The organism is Roseburia sp. CLA-AA-H209, from assembly GCF_020687575.1.
GTDB classification, from domain to species: Bacteria; Bacillota; Clostridia; order Lachnospirales; family Lachnospiraceae; genus Roseburia_C; species Roseburia_C amylophila.
Genome location: NZ_JAJEQU010000001.1, coordinates 17,430 through 33,509 on the forward strand (window position 1 = coordinate 17,430; position 16,080 = coordinate 33,509).

The following is a 16,080-nucleotide window of genomic DNA, read 5'->3' on the forward strand; positions in this document are numbered from 1 at the left end:
ACCGGAGGCACAAAATGGAAAAAGAAGAATTATATCGTTATGTGGATCATACTGCGTTAAAAGCCTTTACCACATGGAAGGACATAGAAAAATTATGTGAAGAAGCAATAAAATACCATACCGCATCAGTCTGTATCCCAAGCTGTTACATCAGCCGGGTAAAAGAAACTTACGGCGATAAAATCAAAATCTGTACCGTAGTAGGATTTCCGTTAGGATATGCGAATACTGAAGGAAAGCTGGCAGAGACAAAGAAAGCATTGGAAGACGGCGCAGAAGAAATTGATATGGTAATTAATATCTGCGATGTAAAGAATGGGGCATATCATAAAGTAGAAGAGGAAATCCGTCTTTTAAAAGAGGCAACAGGAGATAAAATCTTAAAGGTTATTATCGAAACCTGTTATCTTACAAAAGAAGAAAAGATTGCCATGTGCCATGCGGTAACCAATGCCGGAGCAGATTTTATCAAGACATCCACCGGATTTGGAACGGCAGGTGCTACCATGGAAGATGTATTATTAATGAAAGAACACATTGGAGCAGAGGTTAAGATTAAGGCGGCCGGAGGAATCCGTACCAAAGAAGATATGGAAAATTATATTAAGGCAGGCTGTTCACGGCTTGGCACAAGTTCTGCCGTTGATATTCTGGGATAGCAGATATTAAGAGCAATGAAGAATGATAAGATAATGAAAAAATTGTAAAACAGAAATAATTTAGAAAAGGTGAGTGTCATGGAGACGGACAAAAGACAATTATTAGAAGCGGCAAAAGAAGCCAAAAAATATTCCTATGCACCGTATTCCAATTTTCATGTAGGTGCAGCCCTTTATTGCAAGGATGGCAGTATCTATACCGGATGTAATATCGAAAATGCAGCCTTTACGCCCACGAACTGTGCGGAGCGGACAGCAGTCTTTAAGGCGGTATCGGAAGGGAAAAAAGATTTTCTGGCAATTGCTGTAGTGGGAGACAGGGAAGAACCTCTTACACCTTGTGGTGTCTGTCGGCAGGTACTGACAGAGTTTGTAGATGGAAGCACGTTTGAGGTAATTATGGAAGATGGAGCTGGAGGCATTAAAGTCATGAAATTAGAAGAACTATTTCCGGCATCTTTTTCGCCAAAAGATCTGCAATTATAAATTGTTCCACAATTTGACAGGAATTTTACATTGAAAAACGACACATATTAGAGTATAATAACAATTACAGAAAGCAGATAGTTTTATGCCTGGGATGTTCGACACGCCTGTTATTTTGAACCTACATTTACTTTAAACGGGATTCCAATATTTCCAATAGGATGTCAGGCCTCCGTTTGCAGTGGAAGGCAGAGTATTGGTTGAGGTTACCCACCTAGCTTTGCTAGGAGTCAAAATACAGGAAACGGCATTTTGGGTATATTTGCTAAAGATAAGGTATGAATAGACGAAAGAATCTTTGTGTACAAAAGAATCATAAGGTACGGAAGATAAACATATAGTATACCAAAGAAGCATGTTTACAAAAGAACCGAAAATACAAAAGAGAAAAAAGAAGCTGCTGAAAAGCAGCTTCTTTTCTGCAACAGGCAATAAAGGAGTTATTATGCGAAAAGTGAAAAGTAAAAAAAGTAATTATCTGTTGCTGTTTTGTGGAGCACTTCTGGTTCTTATACTGGTGGTTCTGATAACGGATACAAAAGGGGAGAAAAATGGATATTCCGAACAATGTGTTTATCGGAATGAGATTCCCTCCCTGCTGCAGTTTACTTATTATTCCAAGGACGAATGGGCTGAGAAACTGCCGCAACAGGGAACACTTACCTATGATGATGTAAGTGGCATTCTGGAATTGCTTCATTTAAAAGAATATATTCCTTTGGATGATTCGAAAAAAAACATTGACCGGGCAGCCTGGTTTGCTATATATGATGAAATTTTAAGTTATCTTGATACCGATACGTCTGTCTTAAAAAAGGACATTCTTGTATTGAAAAAAGAAAAAAAGCAGCTTACCACACAGGATGGCACTTATACCATTACATCCAATCCAAAGTGGTATCAGAAGCTTCACAGTTATGGTGTTTATCTGTTGGAGGATAAAGTAATCGGGGTCGCCGCAAAGGATAAAGAAGATGTGGCATTGAAAAATGCCTATCTCATTTCAAATATAGAAGGAAATCTTACATTTCTTTATCAGGGAACAGAATACCAGCTGCCGGTTGATACCGATGAAGAATTATCAAATGTCGTAGCAGATATTTCTTTCAGTGAAAAAGAGATACATAAAATCAGCCGGAAGGAAGATACCATTACCGGAAAGCTGATATCAAAAACAGATACCGCAATGGAGATTAAGGGATATGGACAAGTTGCGATAGATGAAGCCATGAAAATATATGCAACTTATGATGGAATCCGGGAAGTCTCCATGGATGCACTGATGCTGGAAAACATGGAAATTACATTTGTAGTGGCAGAAAAACAGATCTGCGCCATTCTTTTGACAGAGCCTGCTAAAATAGAAAACATCCGTGTTTTGTTATTAGACAATGATAATATGTTCCGTTCTGATGTATCATTGGTATCGGATGTGCCGGTGCATCTTTATTATGGAGAAACGGAAACTGTATTAGAAGCAGGAAGCGTGATTACAGCATCCTGTTATGCCAATATACTGACAACATCGTCTGTTTCATTAGTCGCAGAGGATGGCACATCGCCATTCTATTTTACTGACAATCAGGGCAATCGCATATCCCCGGCTTATGCAGGCAGCATGGAGCTTCGTATGTATCCGGAAGGATATACCGTGGTAAATGTAGTGGATTTAGAATCCTATGTAAAGGGCGTTATCCCAAGTGAGGTTCCATCTTCTTATGGAATGGAAGCCTTAAAAGCACAGGCTGTCTGTGCCAGAAGCTATGCTTATATCCAGATGATGCACAATAAATATGAAGCTTATGGAGCACATGTAGATGACAGTGTGAATTTTCAGGTGTATAATAAGCAGAATCAGACGCCGGAAACGGTAGCTGCGGTAGATGAGACGAAAGGTCAGGTACTTTCTTATAAAGGTGATATTATAGAGACTTATTATTATTCCACATCCTATGGCCATACCGGAGATTACGAAGCCTGGAATCTTGATAAAGATGCTTATGGTTATTTGCAGGGCGTCTGGGTGCGCAGTGAAGAAAATCCCATTGATTTATCGGATGAAAAAAGCTTCTTGGATTATATCAGTAACGTAGACAGTGCCTGCTATGAATCGGATTTGAAATATTTCCGATGGAATACTGTGCTTGATTTCCAGGGAAAAGATGAGACATTGCTTCATACGATAACTGATAGAAAAGAGCACCAGCCGGAGGCAATTAGTTATTATAAAGATGCATCTAAGACGGAAACAACAGACAGTTGCAGCAACTTTGGCTCATTGCAGGCAATAAATGTGGTAAAACGCAATCAGAGTGGTGTTATTTTAGAACTGGAACTTGAATTCCAGAATGGTGCAGTCAGCGTACAGTCCGAATATAATATGCGTGCAATTTTGGGCTGTGGTATTACGAATATTAACCTTTTGGATGGAAGCAGTGTGGAAATGAGTATTCTGCCCAGTGCTTATATCAGTATACAGGCAAAAGGGGATGGAACTTATGCAGTCCTTGGCGGTGGTTACGGTCATGGCATTGGCATGAGCCAGAATGGGGCACAAAAGCTTTGCGTGCAGGGCTTTGATTATAAAAGGATATTAAATTATTTTTATCAGGATACAGAACTGACTGAGTTATATCAGCCACAAAATAAGACGAAGGAAGAAGGGGGTGCATAAGTTTGCTCTGGAAACTGATTGGAAATGTAAAATCATTTTTAGATAAATGTAAACGGGATAATATCAATGCATTTGCAGCACAGGCGGCATTTTTTATCCTCTTATCCAGCATCCCGTTTCTTATGGTATTCAGTTCCCTTTTGCAGTACACGCCGGTAACGGAAGGGATGATTTTACAGATTGTAAATGAAACAATGCCTGAATATATTGCACCGTTCCTGGTAAATATTATCAATGAAGTCTATACCAAATCCTTTGGAATCGTATCGATTGCAGCCATCGCAGCAGTGTGGTCGGCAGCCAAGGGTGTGCAGTATATGGCAAATGGGTTGAATGTGGTAAATGATATTGTGGAGACCAGAAACTGGTTTGTTCTCCGTTTCTGGGCGATTATTTATACCATTGTATTTGTCATTGCTATTGTAATCTCGCTGGTATTACTGGTATTTGGCAAATCATTAGAACATCTTCTGGTGAAGCATATTCCGATAATGACACATATTGTAAGCCTCATATTTGAACGTGGAAGCCTTATTATGATACTGGTGTTAGTCATTCTCTTTGTAGTGATTTTTACATTGATACCAAACCGTAAGGCAACCTTTCGTTCCCAGCTTCCGGGTGCAGTACTTTGTGCCATTGCCTGGTGTGTGTTTTCTGCCGGATTATCTATCTATGTGAATTATTTTAATGGATTTTCCATGTATGGAAGCCTGACTACATTGGTATTAATTATGTTATGGATGTATTTTTGCATGTATATCCTGATGTTATGTGCGGAATTCAATGTGGTATTCGACGAATATATTGCAGGATTCATACAGCAGAAGAAGGAGCGGAAACGGGATAAAAAATAACTTGAAGTTTTAGAAACCCTGTGGTATTATAACATTTAGTGAAAAAGTAAAAGGCAATGAAAGTGTTCAGTAGGTTATTGTACTTTTTAAAGAGAGAGGAAATCATCGGCTGAAAGTTTCCTTAAGGTAAGGCAGTAATTGAATTTCGCACGGAAGCTGCACAGGTGAATGTTAGTAGTCTGTGACGTGATACGCGTTAAGTATTTATAAGTGTCTAATGATTTAGAAATCAGGGTGGTACCGCGGAGTAATTTCGTCCCTATGGGAAGAAAATGCTTCGCGTTTTTTTACGTGAAAAATTCGCAAAGCGTGTTTCTCGTAGTTTATTTATGAATGAAATAAAATGATAGAAGGAGATATTATTATGAAAGAAAAGCTGCAGAAAATCAGGGAAGAGGCAATTCATCAGATTGAATCATCCGGCGAACTTGGCAAACTGAATGATGTCAGAGTTGCATTTCTCGGAAAGAAAGGTGAACTCACCGCAGTATTAAAAGGAATGAAGGATGTAGCACCGGAGGACAGACCTCTGGTAGGACAGCTGGTAAACGAGACCAGGGAAGCTATTGAAAAGAAATTAGATGAGACAAAACAGAAATTAGAAGCTGCCCAGATGGAACTGAAATTAAAACATGAAGTAATTGATGTTACACTTCCGGCTAAAAAGAACCGTGTCGGCCATCGTCATCCGAATACCATTGCATTGGAAGAAGTAGAGCGTATCTTTACCGGTATGGGCTATGAAGTAGTGGAAGGACCGGAAGTAGAATATGATTATTATAACTTTGAAGCGTTAAATATTCCTGCAAATCATCCTGCAAAAGACGAGCAGGATACGTTCTATATTAATGATAAAATCGTGCTTCGTACCCAGACTTCACCAGTACAGGTCCGTGTCATGGAAAAAGGCAGGCTTCCAATCCGTATGATTGCACCGGGAAGAGTATTCCGTGCAGATGAAGTAGATGCAACCCATTCACCATCTTTCCACCAGATTGAGGGAATGGTAATCGATAAGAATATTACATTTGCAGATTTAAAGGGAACGCTGCAGGAGTTTGCAGCCCGTCTGTTCGGACCGGAAACCAAAGTAAAATTCCGTCCGCATCACTTCCCGTTTACAGAGCCAAGTGCAGAGATGGATGTCACCTGCTTTAAATGTGGCGGTAAAGGATGCCGTTTCTGTAAGGGAGAAGGATGGATTGAAATCTTAGGCTGTGGAATGGTTCATCCGAAGGTGCTTCGTATGAGCGGTATTGATCCGGAAGAATATTCAGGATTTGCATTCGGAGTTGGTCTTGAGCGTATTGCTTTATTGAAATATGAAATTGATGATATGCGTCTCTTGTATGAGAATGATGACCGTTTCTTAAGACAGTTTTAATGAACAGGGAAGTTGAAGGGACATGCTTCCTGTAGTCGGAAAGAAAAGAACACAGTAGAGAGTTGATAGAAGGAGAAACAATATGAATACATCATTAAAATGGATAGAAGCTTTGGTTCCGGGACTTAATGTAGATGCACAGGAATATACCGATGCAATGATTCTGTCCGGTTCAAAAGTAGAATTTTACAAGAAAATGGATGCCGATTTAGAGAAAATCGTTGTTGGACAGATTAAGAAAATCGAGCCGCATCCGGATGCTGATAAGTTAATCATCTGTCAGGTAGATGTGGGAACAGGTGAGGACATCCAGATTGTAACCGGTGCTCCGAATGTAAAAGAAGGAGATAAAGTTCCGGTTGTATTAGATGGCGGACGTGTTGCCGGTGGACATGATGGAAAGATGACAGAAGGCGGCATCAAAATTAAAAAAGGTAAATTAAGAGGAATTGAGTCCAATGGAATGATGTGCTCCATTGAAGAACTTGGTTCTACCCGTGATATGTATCCGGAAGCTCCGGAATATGGTATCTACATCTTCGCAGAGGATGAGGTAAAACCGGGTGATGATGCAATTAAAGCATTAGGCCTTGACGATACTATTGTGGAATATGAGATTACAAACAACCGTGTAGACTGTTTCTCAATCCTTGGAATTGCCAGAGAAGCAGCAGCAACCTTTAAGAAAGAATTTGTACCGCCGGTTGTAACTGAGACCGGAAATGATGAGGATGTCAATGACTATATTAAAGTAAATGTAGTAGACAAAGAATTATGTCCTCGTTATACCGCCCGTGTGGTAAAGAATATTAAGATTGCTCCATCACCAAAGTGGATGCAGCGCAGACTTGCAGCCCAGGGAATCCGTCCAATCAATAACATTGTGGACATTACCAACTATGTTATGGAAGAATACGGACAGCCGATGCATGCATATGACTGGGATACCATCGAGGGAAAAGAGATTGTTGTAAGACGTGCCGGAAAAGGCGAATTATTTACAACTTTGGATGGTCAGGAGCGTACTTTGGATGAAAACGTTCTGATGATTTGTGATGGCAGGAAAGCAATCGGTATTGCAGGTATTATGGGTGGCGAGAATTCCATGATTACAGACAATGTAAAAACCATGCTTTTTGAAGCTGCATGCTTCGATGGAACCAATATCCGCCTTTCCGGTAAGAAAATCGGGCTTCGTACCGATGCGTCTTCCAAATTTGAAAAAGGTCTGGATCCGAACCTTGCTATGGAAGCTATGAACAGAGCCTGCCAGTTAATCGAAGAATTAGGCGCTGGTGAAGTAGTTGGCGGAGCCATTGATATTTACGAGAATAAGAAAGAGGGCAGACGGATTCCTTTTGAACCGGAGAAATACAATAAATTATTAGGAACCAATATTAAGCCGGAAGAAATGCTTTCCTATTTTAAACGTCTGGAATTAGGTTATGATAAAGAAACCAATGAAGTATTAGTTCCATCCTGGAGACAGGACTTAGAGTGTGATGCAGACCTTGCAGAAGAGGTAGCAAGATTCTTTGGTTATGCAAACATTCCAACAACCCTGCCAAGCGGAGAAGCTACTACCGGAATGTTATCCTATAAATTAAGAATCGAAGCAATTGCAAGAGAAATTGCAGAGTTCTGCGGTTTTTCACAGGGCATGAATTATTCCTTCGAAAGCCCGAAGGTATTTGATAAATTATTACTTCCGGAAGATTCACCATTACGCCAGACCGTAACAATTTCCAATCCTTTGGGAGAAGATTTCAGTATTATGCGTACCACATCCTTAAATGGAATGCTGACATCGTTATCAACCAACTACAACAGAAGAAATAAAGATGTACGTCTTTATGAATTAGGCAACATTTATCTGCCAAAGAGTGTACCGGTAACTGAACTTCCGGACGAGAGAATGCAGTTTACCCTTGGTATGTATGGTGAAGGTGATTTCTTTACCATGAAGGGCGTGGTAGAAGAATTCTTCTATAAAGTTGGAATGACGAAGAAAGCTGAATATGATCCGAAGTCCGGAAGGCCTTATCTGCATCCGGGCCGTCAGGCAAACATTGTATATGATGGTAAAGTAATTGGTTACTTAGGAGAGGTTCATCCGATTGTAGCTGCTAATTACAATATCAAAGACAGAGTATACGTTGCAGTGATTGATATGCCATCTATTATGGATGAAACAACCTTTGACCGTAAATATGAAGGTATTGCCAAATTCCCGGCAGCAACCCGTGATATCAGTATGGTTGTTCCCAAAGAGATTCTTGCAGGAGATATCGAAAAAGTATTCGACAGCAAGGGCGGCGCTTACTTAGAGAACTACACACTGTTCGATATTTATGAAGGAGCCCAGATTAAACCGGGTTATAAATCTATTGCTTATTCACTGACCTTCCGTGCAAAGGATAAGAACTTAGAGGAAGCAGATTTAAGCGGAGCAATGAACCGCATTGTAAAAGCATTAGAAGCAATGAAGATTGAACTGAGAGCTTAGAAATAGAGGAAAGAAACATGGATGTAAAAGATTTTGATTACGATTTACCGGAGGAACTGATTGCGCAGGATCCTCTGGAGGATCGTTCCAGTTCCAGACTCATGGTCTTAGATAAGAAAACAGGAGATATTGAACATAAAATATTCCGTGATGTAGTAGATTATCTGCAGCCGGGAGACTGTCTTGTGTTAAATAATACCAAGGTAATTCCGGCAAGACTGTTTGGAGTCAAAGAGGGAACGGAAGCCAAAATAGAGATTCTTCTTTTAAAGAGAAAAGAAAATGATATCTGGGAAACACTGGTAAAACCGGGAAAGAAATGTAAGCCTGGTGTTAAGATTTCTTTTGGAGAGGGACTTTTGACCGGAGAAGTCTTAGAGGTCGTAGAAGATGGTAACCGGCTGATTCAGTTTCACTATGATGGAATCTTTGAAGAGATTTTAGACCAGCTTGGTCAGATGCCATTGCCGCCTTATATTACCCATCAGTTAAAGGATAAGAACCGTTATCAGACAGTATATGCCAAATATGATGGTTCTGCCGCTGCCCCAACAGCGGGACTTCATTTTACACCGGAATTATTACAGCAGATTCGTGATATGGGCATAGATATAGCAGAAGTTACCCTTCATGTGGGACTTGGCACTTTCCGTCCGGTAAAAGTCGATACCATCGAAGAGCACCATATGCATTCGGAATTCTACCGGATTGAACAGTCGGAAGCCGATAAAATCAATCGTGCCAAAGCAAATGGTCACCGGGTAATTGCCGTGGGAACCACCAGTACAAGAACTTTAGAGTCTGCAGCAGAAGAAGATGGCACCTTACGGGAAAAGAGCGGCTGGACGGATATCTTTATCTATCCGGGCTATAAGTTTAAGGTTATAGATGCTCTGATTACGAATTTCCACCTGCCACAGTCTACCCTTGTGATGTTAGTGTCTGCTCTTGCAGGCAGGGAACATATTCTGGCTGCCTATAAGAAAGCAGTAGAAGAAAAATACCGTTTCTTTAGTTTTGGGGACGCTATGCTGATAAAATAATTTCTTATTGTCAGAATTCGAAATATAGGATAAAATAATTTTATTAGCTTTAATCTTGATAGAAGGAGAGGACTATGGACGAGAGAAGAAAACATAAACGATTGGATTTAGATGTATCTGTTCAGCTGGAACGTCTGGATCAGGATGATATTACTACTTTAAAATTTATTCATGTGGTAGTTACCGATATTTCACGTTCCGGAATCGGATTTGTTTCTGACCAGAATTTGAAAGTTGGAACCTACTATGATACCAAGATTCAGATCTGGACGAAAGAGGTCATTGATGCGGTACTTGAGATTGTCAGATGTGACCCGAAGGGGGACGGAACCTATAAATATGGCTGTGTATTTGTTGGAATGTCAGATACCGATGCATTAAAAATTGATATTTATCAGATTTTCAATGATGTCTAAAAGAAAAACTGAGTTACAGAATAAAATGTGTTGATGAAAACCGCTTTTAACCCTTGAAAATAAAGGGCTGAAAGCGGTTTGATGTTTTCAAAACTGCCTGTAGCAGATTTGGTGCTTTTTTAAGTGGATTTATAATCTGACATATGATTTACATAGATAATTTCTCTAAATCTTTGTAGAAATCAGGGTAAGAAACCTCTGCAATTTCAGAATGCTCTAATTCGATACCACCATCAATATTTAACGCAGCAATGGCAAAGCTCATAGCAATCCGGTGATCAAGTCCTGCATCAATGGCTGCGGAGTGTAAGGTCTTTCCGCCGTGAATAATCATGCCATCATCCGTTGGGGTAACATCACAGCCTAATAACTTTAAGTTTTCTGTTACCGTAAGAATACGGTCGGTTTCCTTTACCTTAAGTTCTGCAGCATCCCGGATAATGGTGATTCCTTCTGCAAAGGCTGCCATAACAGCAATCACAGGGATTTCATCGATTAAAGTCGGGATGAGTTCCCCTTCCACCACGGTACCATGAAGTGAACTGCCTTTTACCAGAAGGTCGCAGACCGGCTCACCGGATGCGGTTCTTGGATTCAGCCGTTCGATGGAGCCGCCCATTGCTTTGGCAACTTTTAAGATGCCGTCTCTTGTGGGATTGACTCCAACATTGCGGATTAAGACTTCGGAACCAGGAGTAAGTAACGCTGCCGCAATAAAATAGGCTGCCGAAGAAATATCTCCAGGAACTTCCACTTTCTGTCCGTTTAAAACAGGATCCGGTGCAATGGATGCAGTTGTTCCTTCAGAGGTGACTTTAGCGCCGAAAGAGCGAAGCATTAGTTCTGTGTGGTTGCGGGAGAGTACCGGTTCCGTTACGCTGGTAATTCCGTCCGCATATAAGCCGGCTAAAAGTATACAGGATTTTACCTGGGCAGATGCAACCTTGGAAGTATAATCAATGGCATGTAATTCATGTCCGGTTATTTTTAAAGGAACACAGTTGTTATCCTTTAAACTTTCGATATCTGCCTGCATGAGACGAAGCGGTTCCATGATACGCTTCATGGGACGGGTGCGAAGGGAATCATCCCCATCTAACTGGCTGACAAATGGATTACCGGCTAAGATACCAGAAATCAGCCGGGTAGTAGTTCCACTGTTCCCCGCGTCTAAGATATGCTGTGGCTCCTTTAGACCGTGTAATCCTTTTCCATGGACAAGTACACGACTTTTTTCCCGTTCAATTTCAATGCCCATTTCCTGAAAGCAGGAAATCGTAGAAAGACAGTCGGCACCCTCTAAGAAATTGGTGATTTCGGTTGTGCCGTTGGAAAGCGAACCAAACATAATTGCACGATGGGAAATAGATTTGTCTCCCGGAATATTTATTTCTCCATGTAAGGCATGGGCTTTTTTGATCTGCATAATAAAATCCTTTCTGGATGCATTCTGAAATATTGTCAATATTTTATCTAAATATTATCGTTCATAAACTGTATAATGATATTTGCGAAGCAGTGCAATGGCACAGTTAAGTGCTTCTTCTTCATATAATTCAATACGAAGTACACCGTTTTCAAATTCACGGTTATGGATAATTCCAATATTTTTAATACTGATATTGTTGCTGGCAAGAATCGTAGCAATGGTTGCAATTCCACCGGCTTCATCAATCAGATCACAATAACATTCAAAGACTTTACGCAATGGACCGGAAGAAGTAATGGTGATAGAATCCCGGTAATCCTTGGCATGAGAGAAGAATTCATAGATTTCCTTTTCTTTTCTTTCAGCAATCAGACTACGCATGGTATTTAACTCTTCCGTATAGCGGTCAATGAGTGTTAAAATCTGCTCCCGGTTAGAGGCACAGATATGCTGCCACATTACAGGAGAAGAGGATGCAATTCTTGTAATATCTTTAAATCCGCCTGCTGCAATCGTCTTCATCGTCTCATTTTCATCATCGGTTTCACGAATCAGATTCACAAGACTTGCTGCAATAATATGCGGTAGATGACTGATAGAAGCGGTTGCATGGTCATGGGTTTTCGCATCCATAATCATAGGAACTGAGCCTAAGGATGCAATATAATCCCGGAACGCATGAAGCATTGTGGTATCAGTTTTTGCAGTCGGGGTTAAAATATAATAAGCATTTTCCAATAAATAGGCGGTTGCAGCCTGATAGCCGGTCTTTTCAGAACCTGCCATAGGATGTCCGCCAATAAAAAAGGATTCTAACTCAAGGGCTGTAATACTTTCATGAATATCCCCTTTGACACTTCCTACATCAGAAAGAATACAGCCCTTTTTTAAAAAGGGCTTTAATTCTTTTATGTATTCAATATTTTTCTGTACCGGACAGCAGAGAAAGATAATATCACAGTCGGAGAAATCTTTCATTGCAAGCAGCGTATCATTGGAAATAGTATGGTCTTCAAAAGCTGCAGTTATGGTAGAAAGATGACCGGATGTGGCAATCAGTTCTGTTTCCGGGTAAATGCGTTTTATGGTCTTAGCCATCGAACCGCCGATAAGACCAAGACCAATAAAACCGATTTTCTTAAAGTCCATGTTACATTAAGCTCCTTCCGCTTAAGGAAATATATGGTTTGATATGTTCCATAACAGAATCGAACTGTTCGAAGTTCAGAGACTGCGGACCATCGGAAAGTGCATGTGCAGGGTCATTATGTACTTCAATCATCAGACCATCGGCACCGCAGGCAATACCGGCTTTAGCAAGCGGCTCAACGAAAGAGCGGACACCGGTTGCATGGCTTGGGTCAACGATGACCGGAAGATGGGTACGTTCCTTTAAGACACATACTGCACTTAAGTCTAAGGTATTTCTGGTGGAAGTCTCGAAAGTACGGATACCACGTTCACATAAAGCAACGTTTGGACTTCCGGAAGAGATAATATATTCTGCTGCATTCAACCATTCATCAATCGTAGCAGACAGACCTCTCTTTAATAAGACAGGAAGACCGGCACGGCCAACTTCTTTTAATAATTCGAAGTTCTGCATATTTCTGGCACCGACCTGAAGCATGCTGACATATTTTACAGCAGATTCTACGGCATGTGCACTGGTTACTTCACAAATGGTTGCAAGACCTGTTTCATCAGAAGCGGTCTTCATATATTTTAAACCTTCTTCCTCAAGACCCTGGAAAGAGTATGGGGAAGTACGAGGTTTGTAAGCACCACCACGAAGAATGGTTGCTCCTGCCTTCTTGACTGCACGGGCAATGCAAAGAAGCTGTTCTTCTGTTTCAACGGCACAGGGACCAGCCATAATTGTCATGGTATCAGGACCGATTACGGTATCCTTAACCTTGAAACTGGTTGGCTGTGGGTGGAACTTCTTATTGGCAAGCTTGTAGCTTTCGGTAATCGGAACTACCTTTTCTACTTCAGGGCTGGCTTCAATGCGCTGAATATCTAATTTGGTTTTATCACCGACAACTCCGATGATTGTAACTTCTTCCCCATGGGAAAGATGTGTTTTTAAGCCTTCTTTTTCCACTGCATCTACAATTTTATCTACATCCTGTGGAAGAGCGGATGGTTTCATAACAATAATCATAATTTATAATCCTCACTTAAAAAATGTCACCTGACCGGACTATTATAATATGAGAAGAAACGGAATGCAACCGTATCTCTCCGGTGGTGCATGTATACTATAACGGAATCAGAATACAATGTCAATACTTTAAAGCGTTAAAGTTTAACGTGTGAAAATATAAAATTTAACAATAAAATGATCAAAAATAGTGCAAAATGTTTACTGCACATTTACAATTCATTCATAAATGTTGTGTATAATACATAATATAGTTGAAGAAAATAACTTGATTTAGTAAAATATATACATAAATCTATAGTACAGGAGGAATAACATATGGAAGTATTTACAACGGACAGAATCAGAAACGTCGTGCTTTTAGGACATGGTGGAGCGGGAAAGACCAGTCTGGTGGAAGCAATGGCATATTTATCCGGCATGACAACCCGTATGGGAAAGATTTCTGATGGAAATACTATCAGTGATTTTGATAAAGAAGAAATCAAAAGACAGTTTTCCATCCATACTTCGGTTGTTCCGGTTATCTGGGATAATACCAAGATTAATTTCTTAGATACTCCGGGATATTTTGACTTTGTCGGTGAAGTGGAAGAAGCAGTCAGTGCCGCAGATGCAGCAATTATCGTGGTATCCGGCAAGAATGGAATTGAAGTCGGTACGAAGAAAGCCTGGGACATCTGCGAGAAATACAATCTTCCGAGAATGATATTTGTTACGGAGATGGATATTGATAATGCAAGCTTCCGGCAGGTAGTAGAAGATTTACAGCAGTTATATGGCAAGCGGATTGCACCATTCCATCTGCCGATTCGTGAAAACGAGAAATTTGTAGGCTATATCAATGTGGTTCGTAAGAGTGCCCAGAGATGGAATGATAAGGGTGAAGTAGTAGAATGTGAGATTCCGGAATACAGCCAGAATAACCTTGGAATCTGTACCGATGCCCTGATGGAAGCGGTAGCAGAAACCAGTGAAGAATTCATGGAGCGGTATTTTAATGGTGATGAATTCTCGGAAAACGAAATACGTCAGGCACTTCGCGTGAATGTGGCAGATGCCAGCATGGTTCCGGTTTCCATGGGTTCCAGTATTCTTGCACAGGGTATGTATACCTTGTTAGATGATATTATAAAATACTTCCCAAGCCCGGATAAACGTTCCTGTACCGGAATTAATGCCAAGAGCAATGAAGTATATTCCGCAGATTATGATTTCTCAAAGCCAAAATCAGCATATATTTTTAAAACAATTGTAGACCCGTTTATTGGAAAATATTCTCTGATAAAAGTAAATTCCGGTGTGTTAAAAACCGATGATTTGCTTTTTAATCATCATCGGGATACAGAAGGCAGGATTGGAAAGCTCTATGTAATGTGCGGCAGCAAACCACAGGAAGTACCGGAGCTTCATGCCGGAGATATCGGAGCATTAGCAAAGCTTTCCGGAGCTATGACAACCGATTCCCTGTCTACAAGAGCCAATCCGATACTCTTTATCCGGACAAGTATTTCAGAGCCATATACCGGCATGAGATATAAAGCAAAGAATAAAGGTGATGAAGATAAAATTTCCCAGGCACTGCAGAAAATCATGCAGGAAGACTTAACCATTAAGACAGTAAATGACAGTGCTAATCACCAGACACTGATTTATGGTATAGGGGAACAGCAGTTGGAGGTTCTGGTAGAAACCTTAAAGAATAAGTATAAAGTAGAGATTGAACTGAGCCGTCCGAAGGTTGCATTCCGTGAAACCATCCGAGGAACCTCAGATGTGGAATATAAATATAAGAAACAGTCTGGTGGACATGGCCAGTATGGACATGTAAAGATGCGTTTTTCACCATCGGGAAATCTTGAGGAAGCCTATGAGTTCTCGCAGGAAGTGGTTGGCGGAGCGGTTCCGAAGAATTTCTTCCCTGCAGTAGAAAAAGGGCTTCAGGAGGGCGTGCAGAAAGGACCTTTGGCGGCATATCCGGTACTTGGTATCAAGGCAGTGCTTTATGACGGTTCCTATCATGCAGTAGATTCTTCGGAAATGGCATTTAAGGTTGCTGCAAGAGAAGCCTTAAAGAAAGGAATCTTAGAAGCAAAGCCGGTGCTTTTAGAACCGATTGCCAGCCTTAAGATTACATTACCAGACGTTTATACCGGAGATGTAATGGGAGATTTAAATAAGAAGCGGGCAAGAGTTCTTGGCATGACACCGGATAACAAAGGAACCACCGAGATTTTAGCGGATATTCCTTATATTGAATTATATGGTTATGGCACAAGACTTCGTTCCATGACACAGGGAAGCGGAGATTTCTCCTACCAGTTTGCCAGATACGAACAGGCACCGGAGGAAGTCGCAAGGGTACAGATGGAAGAGCGGGCATCCAAGCTTGCTTCAGAAGAAGATAAATAGTGTAGTGAGATAAGTGTAATGAGAAAAAATATCTGTTAAGACAAACG

12 protein-coding genes, 1 other RNA gene and 1 other annotated feature are annotated in these 16,080 nt (G+C 40.7%); of the genes, 10 read left to right on the plus strand and 3 right to left on the minus strand.

Features of this window, described 5'->3' with window-relative positions:
- The first annotated feature begins 14 nt into the window (after positions 1-14).
- The 9 genes from deoC (at position 15) to LKD41_RS00150 (ending at position 10,025) form a co-directional block, all read left to right on the plus strand.
- Entirely contained in the window at positions 15-659 is a 645-nt protein-coding gene (gene deoC / locus LKD41_RS00110) for a deoxyribose-phosphate aldolase (RefSeq protein ID WP_022243883.1), read from the plus strand.
- Positions 660-737: 78 nt separating this feature from the next.
- Positions 738-1,145: a cytidine deaminase gene (locus LKD41_RS00115; RefSeq protein ID WP_227700056.1), complete on the plus strand. Its 408-nt coding sequence runs from the start codon at positions 738-740 to the stop codon at positions 1,143-1,145.
- A gap of 83 nt (positions 1,146-1,228) precedes the next feature.
- Positions 1,229-1,408, plus strand: a non-coding RNA gene (ssrS, locus tag LKD41_RS00120) — 6S RNA.
- Positions 1,409-1,590: 182 nt separating this feature from the next.
- The gene (locus tag LKD41_RS00125) at positions 1,591-3,819 is read left to right on the plus strand and encodes a SpoIID/LytB domain-containing protein (protein WP_227700057.1); all 2,229 of its coding nucleotides are present in this window, start codon (positions 1,591-1,593) and stop codon (positions 3,817-3,819) included.
- A gap of 2 nt (positions 3,820-3,821) precedes the next feature.
- Positions 3,822-4,676 (plus strand): YihY/virulence factor BrkB family protein, encoded by an 855-nt coding sequence (locus tag LKD41_RS00130; protein ID WP_022243880.1) that lies wholly within the window; start codon positions 3,822-3,824, stop codon positions 4,674-4,676.
- 47 nt (positions 4,677-4,723) lie between these two features.
- Positions 4,724-4,940: a binding site (T-box leader), on the plus strand.
- A gap of 100 nt (positions 4,941-5,040) precedes the next feature.
- Positions 5,041-6,060, plus strand: a complete 1,020-nt coding sequence (gene pheS, locus LKD41_RS00135) for a phenylalanine--tRNA ligase subunit alpha (protein WP_022243879.1) — start codon at positions 5,041-5,043, stop codon at positions 6,058-6,060.
- A gap of 82 nt (positions 6,061-6,142) precedes the next feature.
- A complete protein-coding gene (gene pheT, locus LKD41_RS00140) occupies positions 6,143-8,566 on the plus strand; it encodes a phenylalanine--tRNA ligase subunit beta (protein ID WP_227700058.1) in 2,424 nt (807 codons plus the stop codon).
- Between the two features lie 17 nt (positions 8,567-8,583).
- The gene (gene queA / locus LKD41_RS00145; protein ID WP_118172547.1) at positions 8,584-9,609 is read left to right on the plus strand and encodes a tRNA preQ1(34) S-adenosylmethionine ribosyltransferase-isomerase QueA; all 1,026 of its coding nucleotides are present in this window, start codon (positions 8,584-8,586) and stop codon (positions 9,607-9,609) included.
- A 74-nt stretch (positions 9,610-9,683) separates the two neighbouring features.
- The gene (locus tag LKD41_RS00150) at positions 9,684-10,025 is read left to right on the plus strand and encodes a PilZ domain-containing protein (RefSeq protein ID WP_022243876.1); all 342 of its coding nucleotides are present in this window, start codon (positions 9,684-9,686) and stop codon (positions 10,023-10,025) included.
- Positions 10,026-10,173: 148 nt separating this feature from the next.
- Here LKD41_RS00150 and aroA read toward each other — a convergent pair whose 3' ends face one another.
- Genes aroA through aroF form a run of 3 tightly spaced genes read right to left on the minus strand, consistent with a single transcriptional unit; the run spans position 10,174 to position 13,621 of the window.
- Positions 10,174-11,451 (minus strand): 3-phosphoshikimate 1-carboxyvinyltransferase, encoded by a 1,278-nt coding sequence (gene aroA, locus LKD41_RS00155; RefSeq protein WP_227700059.1) that lies wholly within the window; start codon positions 11,449-11,451, stop codon positions 10,174-10,176.
- Between the two features lie 54 nt (positions 11,452-11,505).
- Positions 11,506-12,603 carry a prephenate dehydrogenase gene (locus LKD41_RS00160; RefSeq protein WP_227700060.1) on the minus strand — a complete coding sequence of 366 codons (1,098 nt, stop codon included), beginning with the start codon at positions 12,601-12,603 and terminating at the stop codon, positions 11,506-11,508.
- A gap of 1 nt (position 12,604) precedes the next feature.
- The gene (aroF, locus tag LKD41_RS00165; RefSeq protein WP_022243873.1) at positions 12,605-13,621 is read right to left on the minus strand and encodes a 3-deoxy-7-phosphoheptulonate synthase; all 1,017 of its coding nucleotides are present in this window, start codon (positions 13,619-13,621) and stop codon (positions 12,605-12,607) included.
- Positions 13,622-13,939: 318 nt separating this feature from the next.
- On the opposite strand from aroF, the gene LKD41_RS00170 reads away from it, so the two are divergent.
- Complete coding sequence (locus tag LKD41_RS00170) at positions 13,940-16,033, plus strand: elongation factor G (RefSeq protein ID WP_117946982.1); 2,094 nt, start codon at positions 13,940-13,942, stop codon at positions 16,031-16,033.
- The last annotated feature ends 47 nt before the right edge of the window (positions 16,034-16,080 follow it).

Excerpts from the sequence above, each read along its gene's own strand:
- pheS (WP_022243879.1), top strand. The coding sequence starts at position 5,041 with ATGAAAGAAAAGCTGCAGAAAATCAGGGAAGAGGCAATTCATCAGATT.
- LKD41_RS00170 (WP_117946982.1), top strand. The coding sequence starts at position 13,940 with ATGGAAGTATTTACAACGGACAGAATCAGAAACGTCGTGCTTTTAGGA.
- LKD41_RS00160 (WP_227700060.1), bottom strand. The coding sequence starts at position 12,603 with ATGGACTTTAAGAAAATCGGTTTTATTGGTCTTGGTCTTATCGGCGGT.
- pheT (WP_227700058.1), top strand. The coding sequence starts at position 6,143 with ATGAATACATCATTAAAATGGATAGAAGCTTTGGTTCCGGGACTTAAT.
- LKD41_RS00150 (WP_022243876.1), top strand. The coding sequence starts at position 9,684 with ATGGACGAGAGAAGAAAACATAAACGATTGGATTTAGATGTATCTGTT.
- LKD41_RS00115 (WP_227700056.1), top strand. The coding sequence starts at position 738 with ATGGAGACGGACAAAAGACAATTATTAGAAGCGGCAAAAGAAGCCAAA.
- aroA (WP_227700059.1), bottom strand. The coding sequence starts at position 11,451 with ATGCAGATCAAAAAAGCCCATGCCTTACATGGAGAAATAAATATTCCG.
- deoC (WP_022243883.1), top strand. The coding sequence starts at position 15 with ATGGAAAAAGAAGAATTATATCGTTATGTGGATCATACTGCGTTAAAA.
- aroF (WP_022243873.1), bottom strand. The coding sequence starts at position 13,621 with ATGATTATTGTTATGAAACCATCCGCTCTTCCACAGGATGTAGATAAA.
- LKD41_RS00125 (WP_227700057.1), top strand. The coding sequence starts at position 1,591 with ATGCGAAAAGTGAAAAGTAAAAAAAGTAATTATCTGTTGCTGTTTTGT.
- queA (WP_118172547.1), top strand. The coding sequence starts at position 8,584 with ATGGATGTAAAAGATTTTGATTACGATTTACCGGAGGAACTGATTGCG.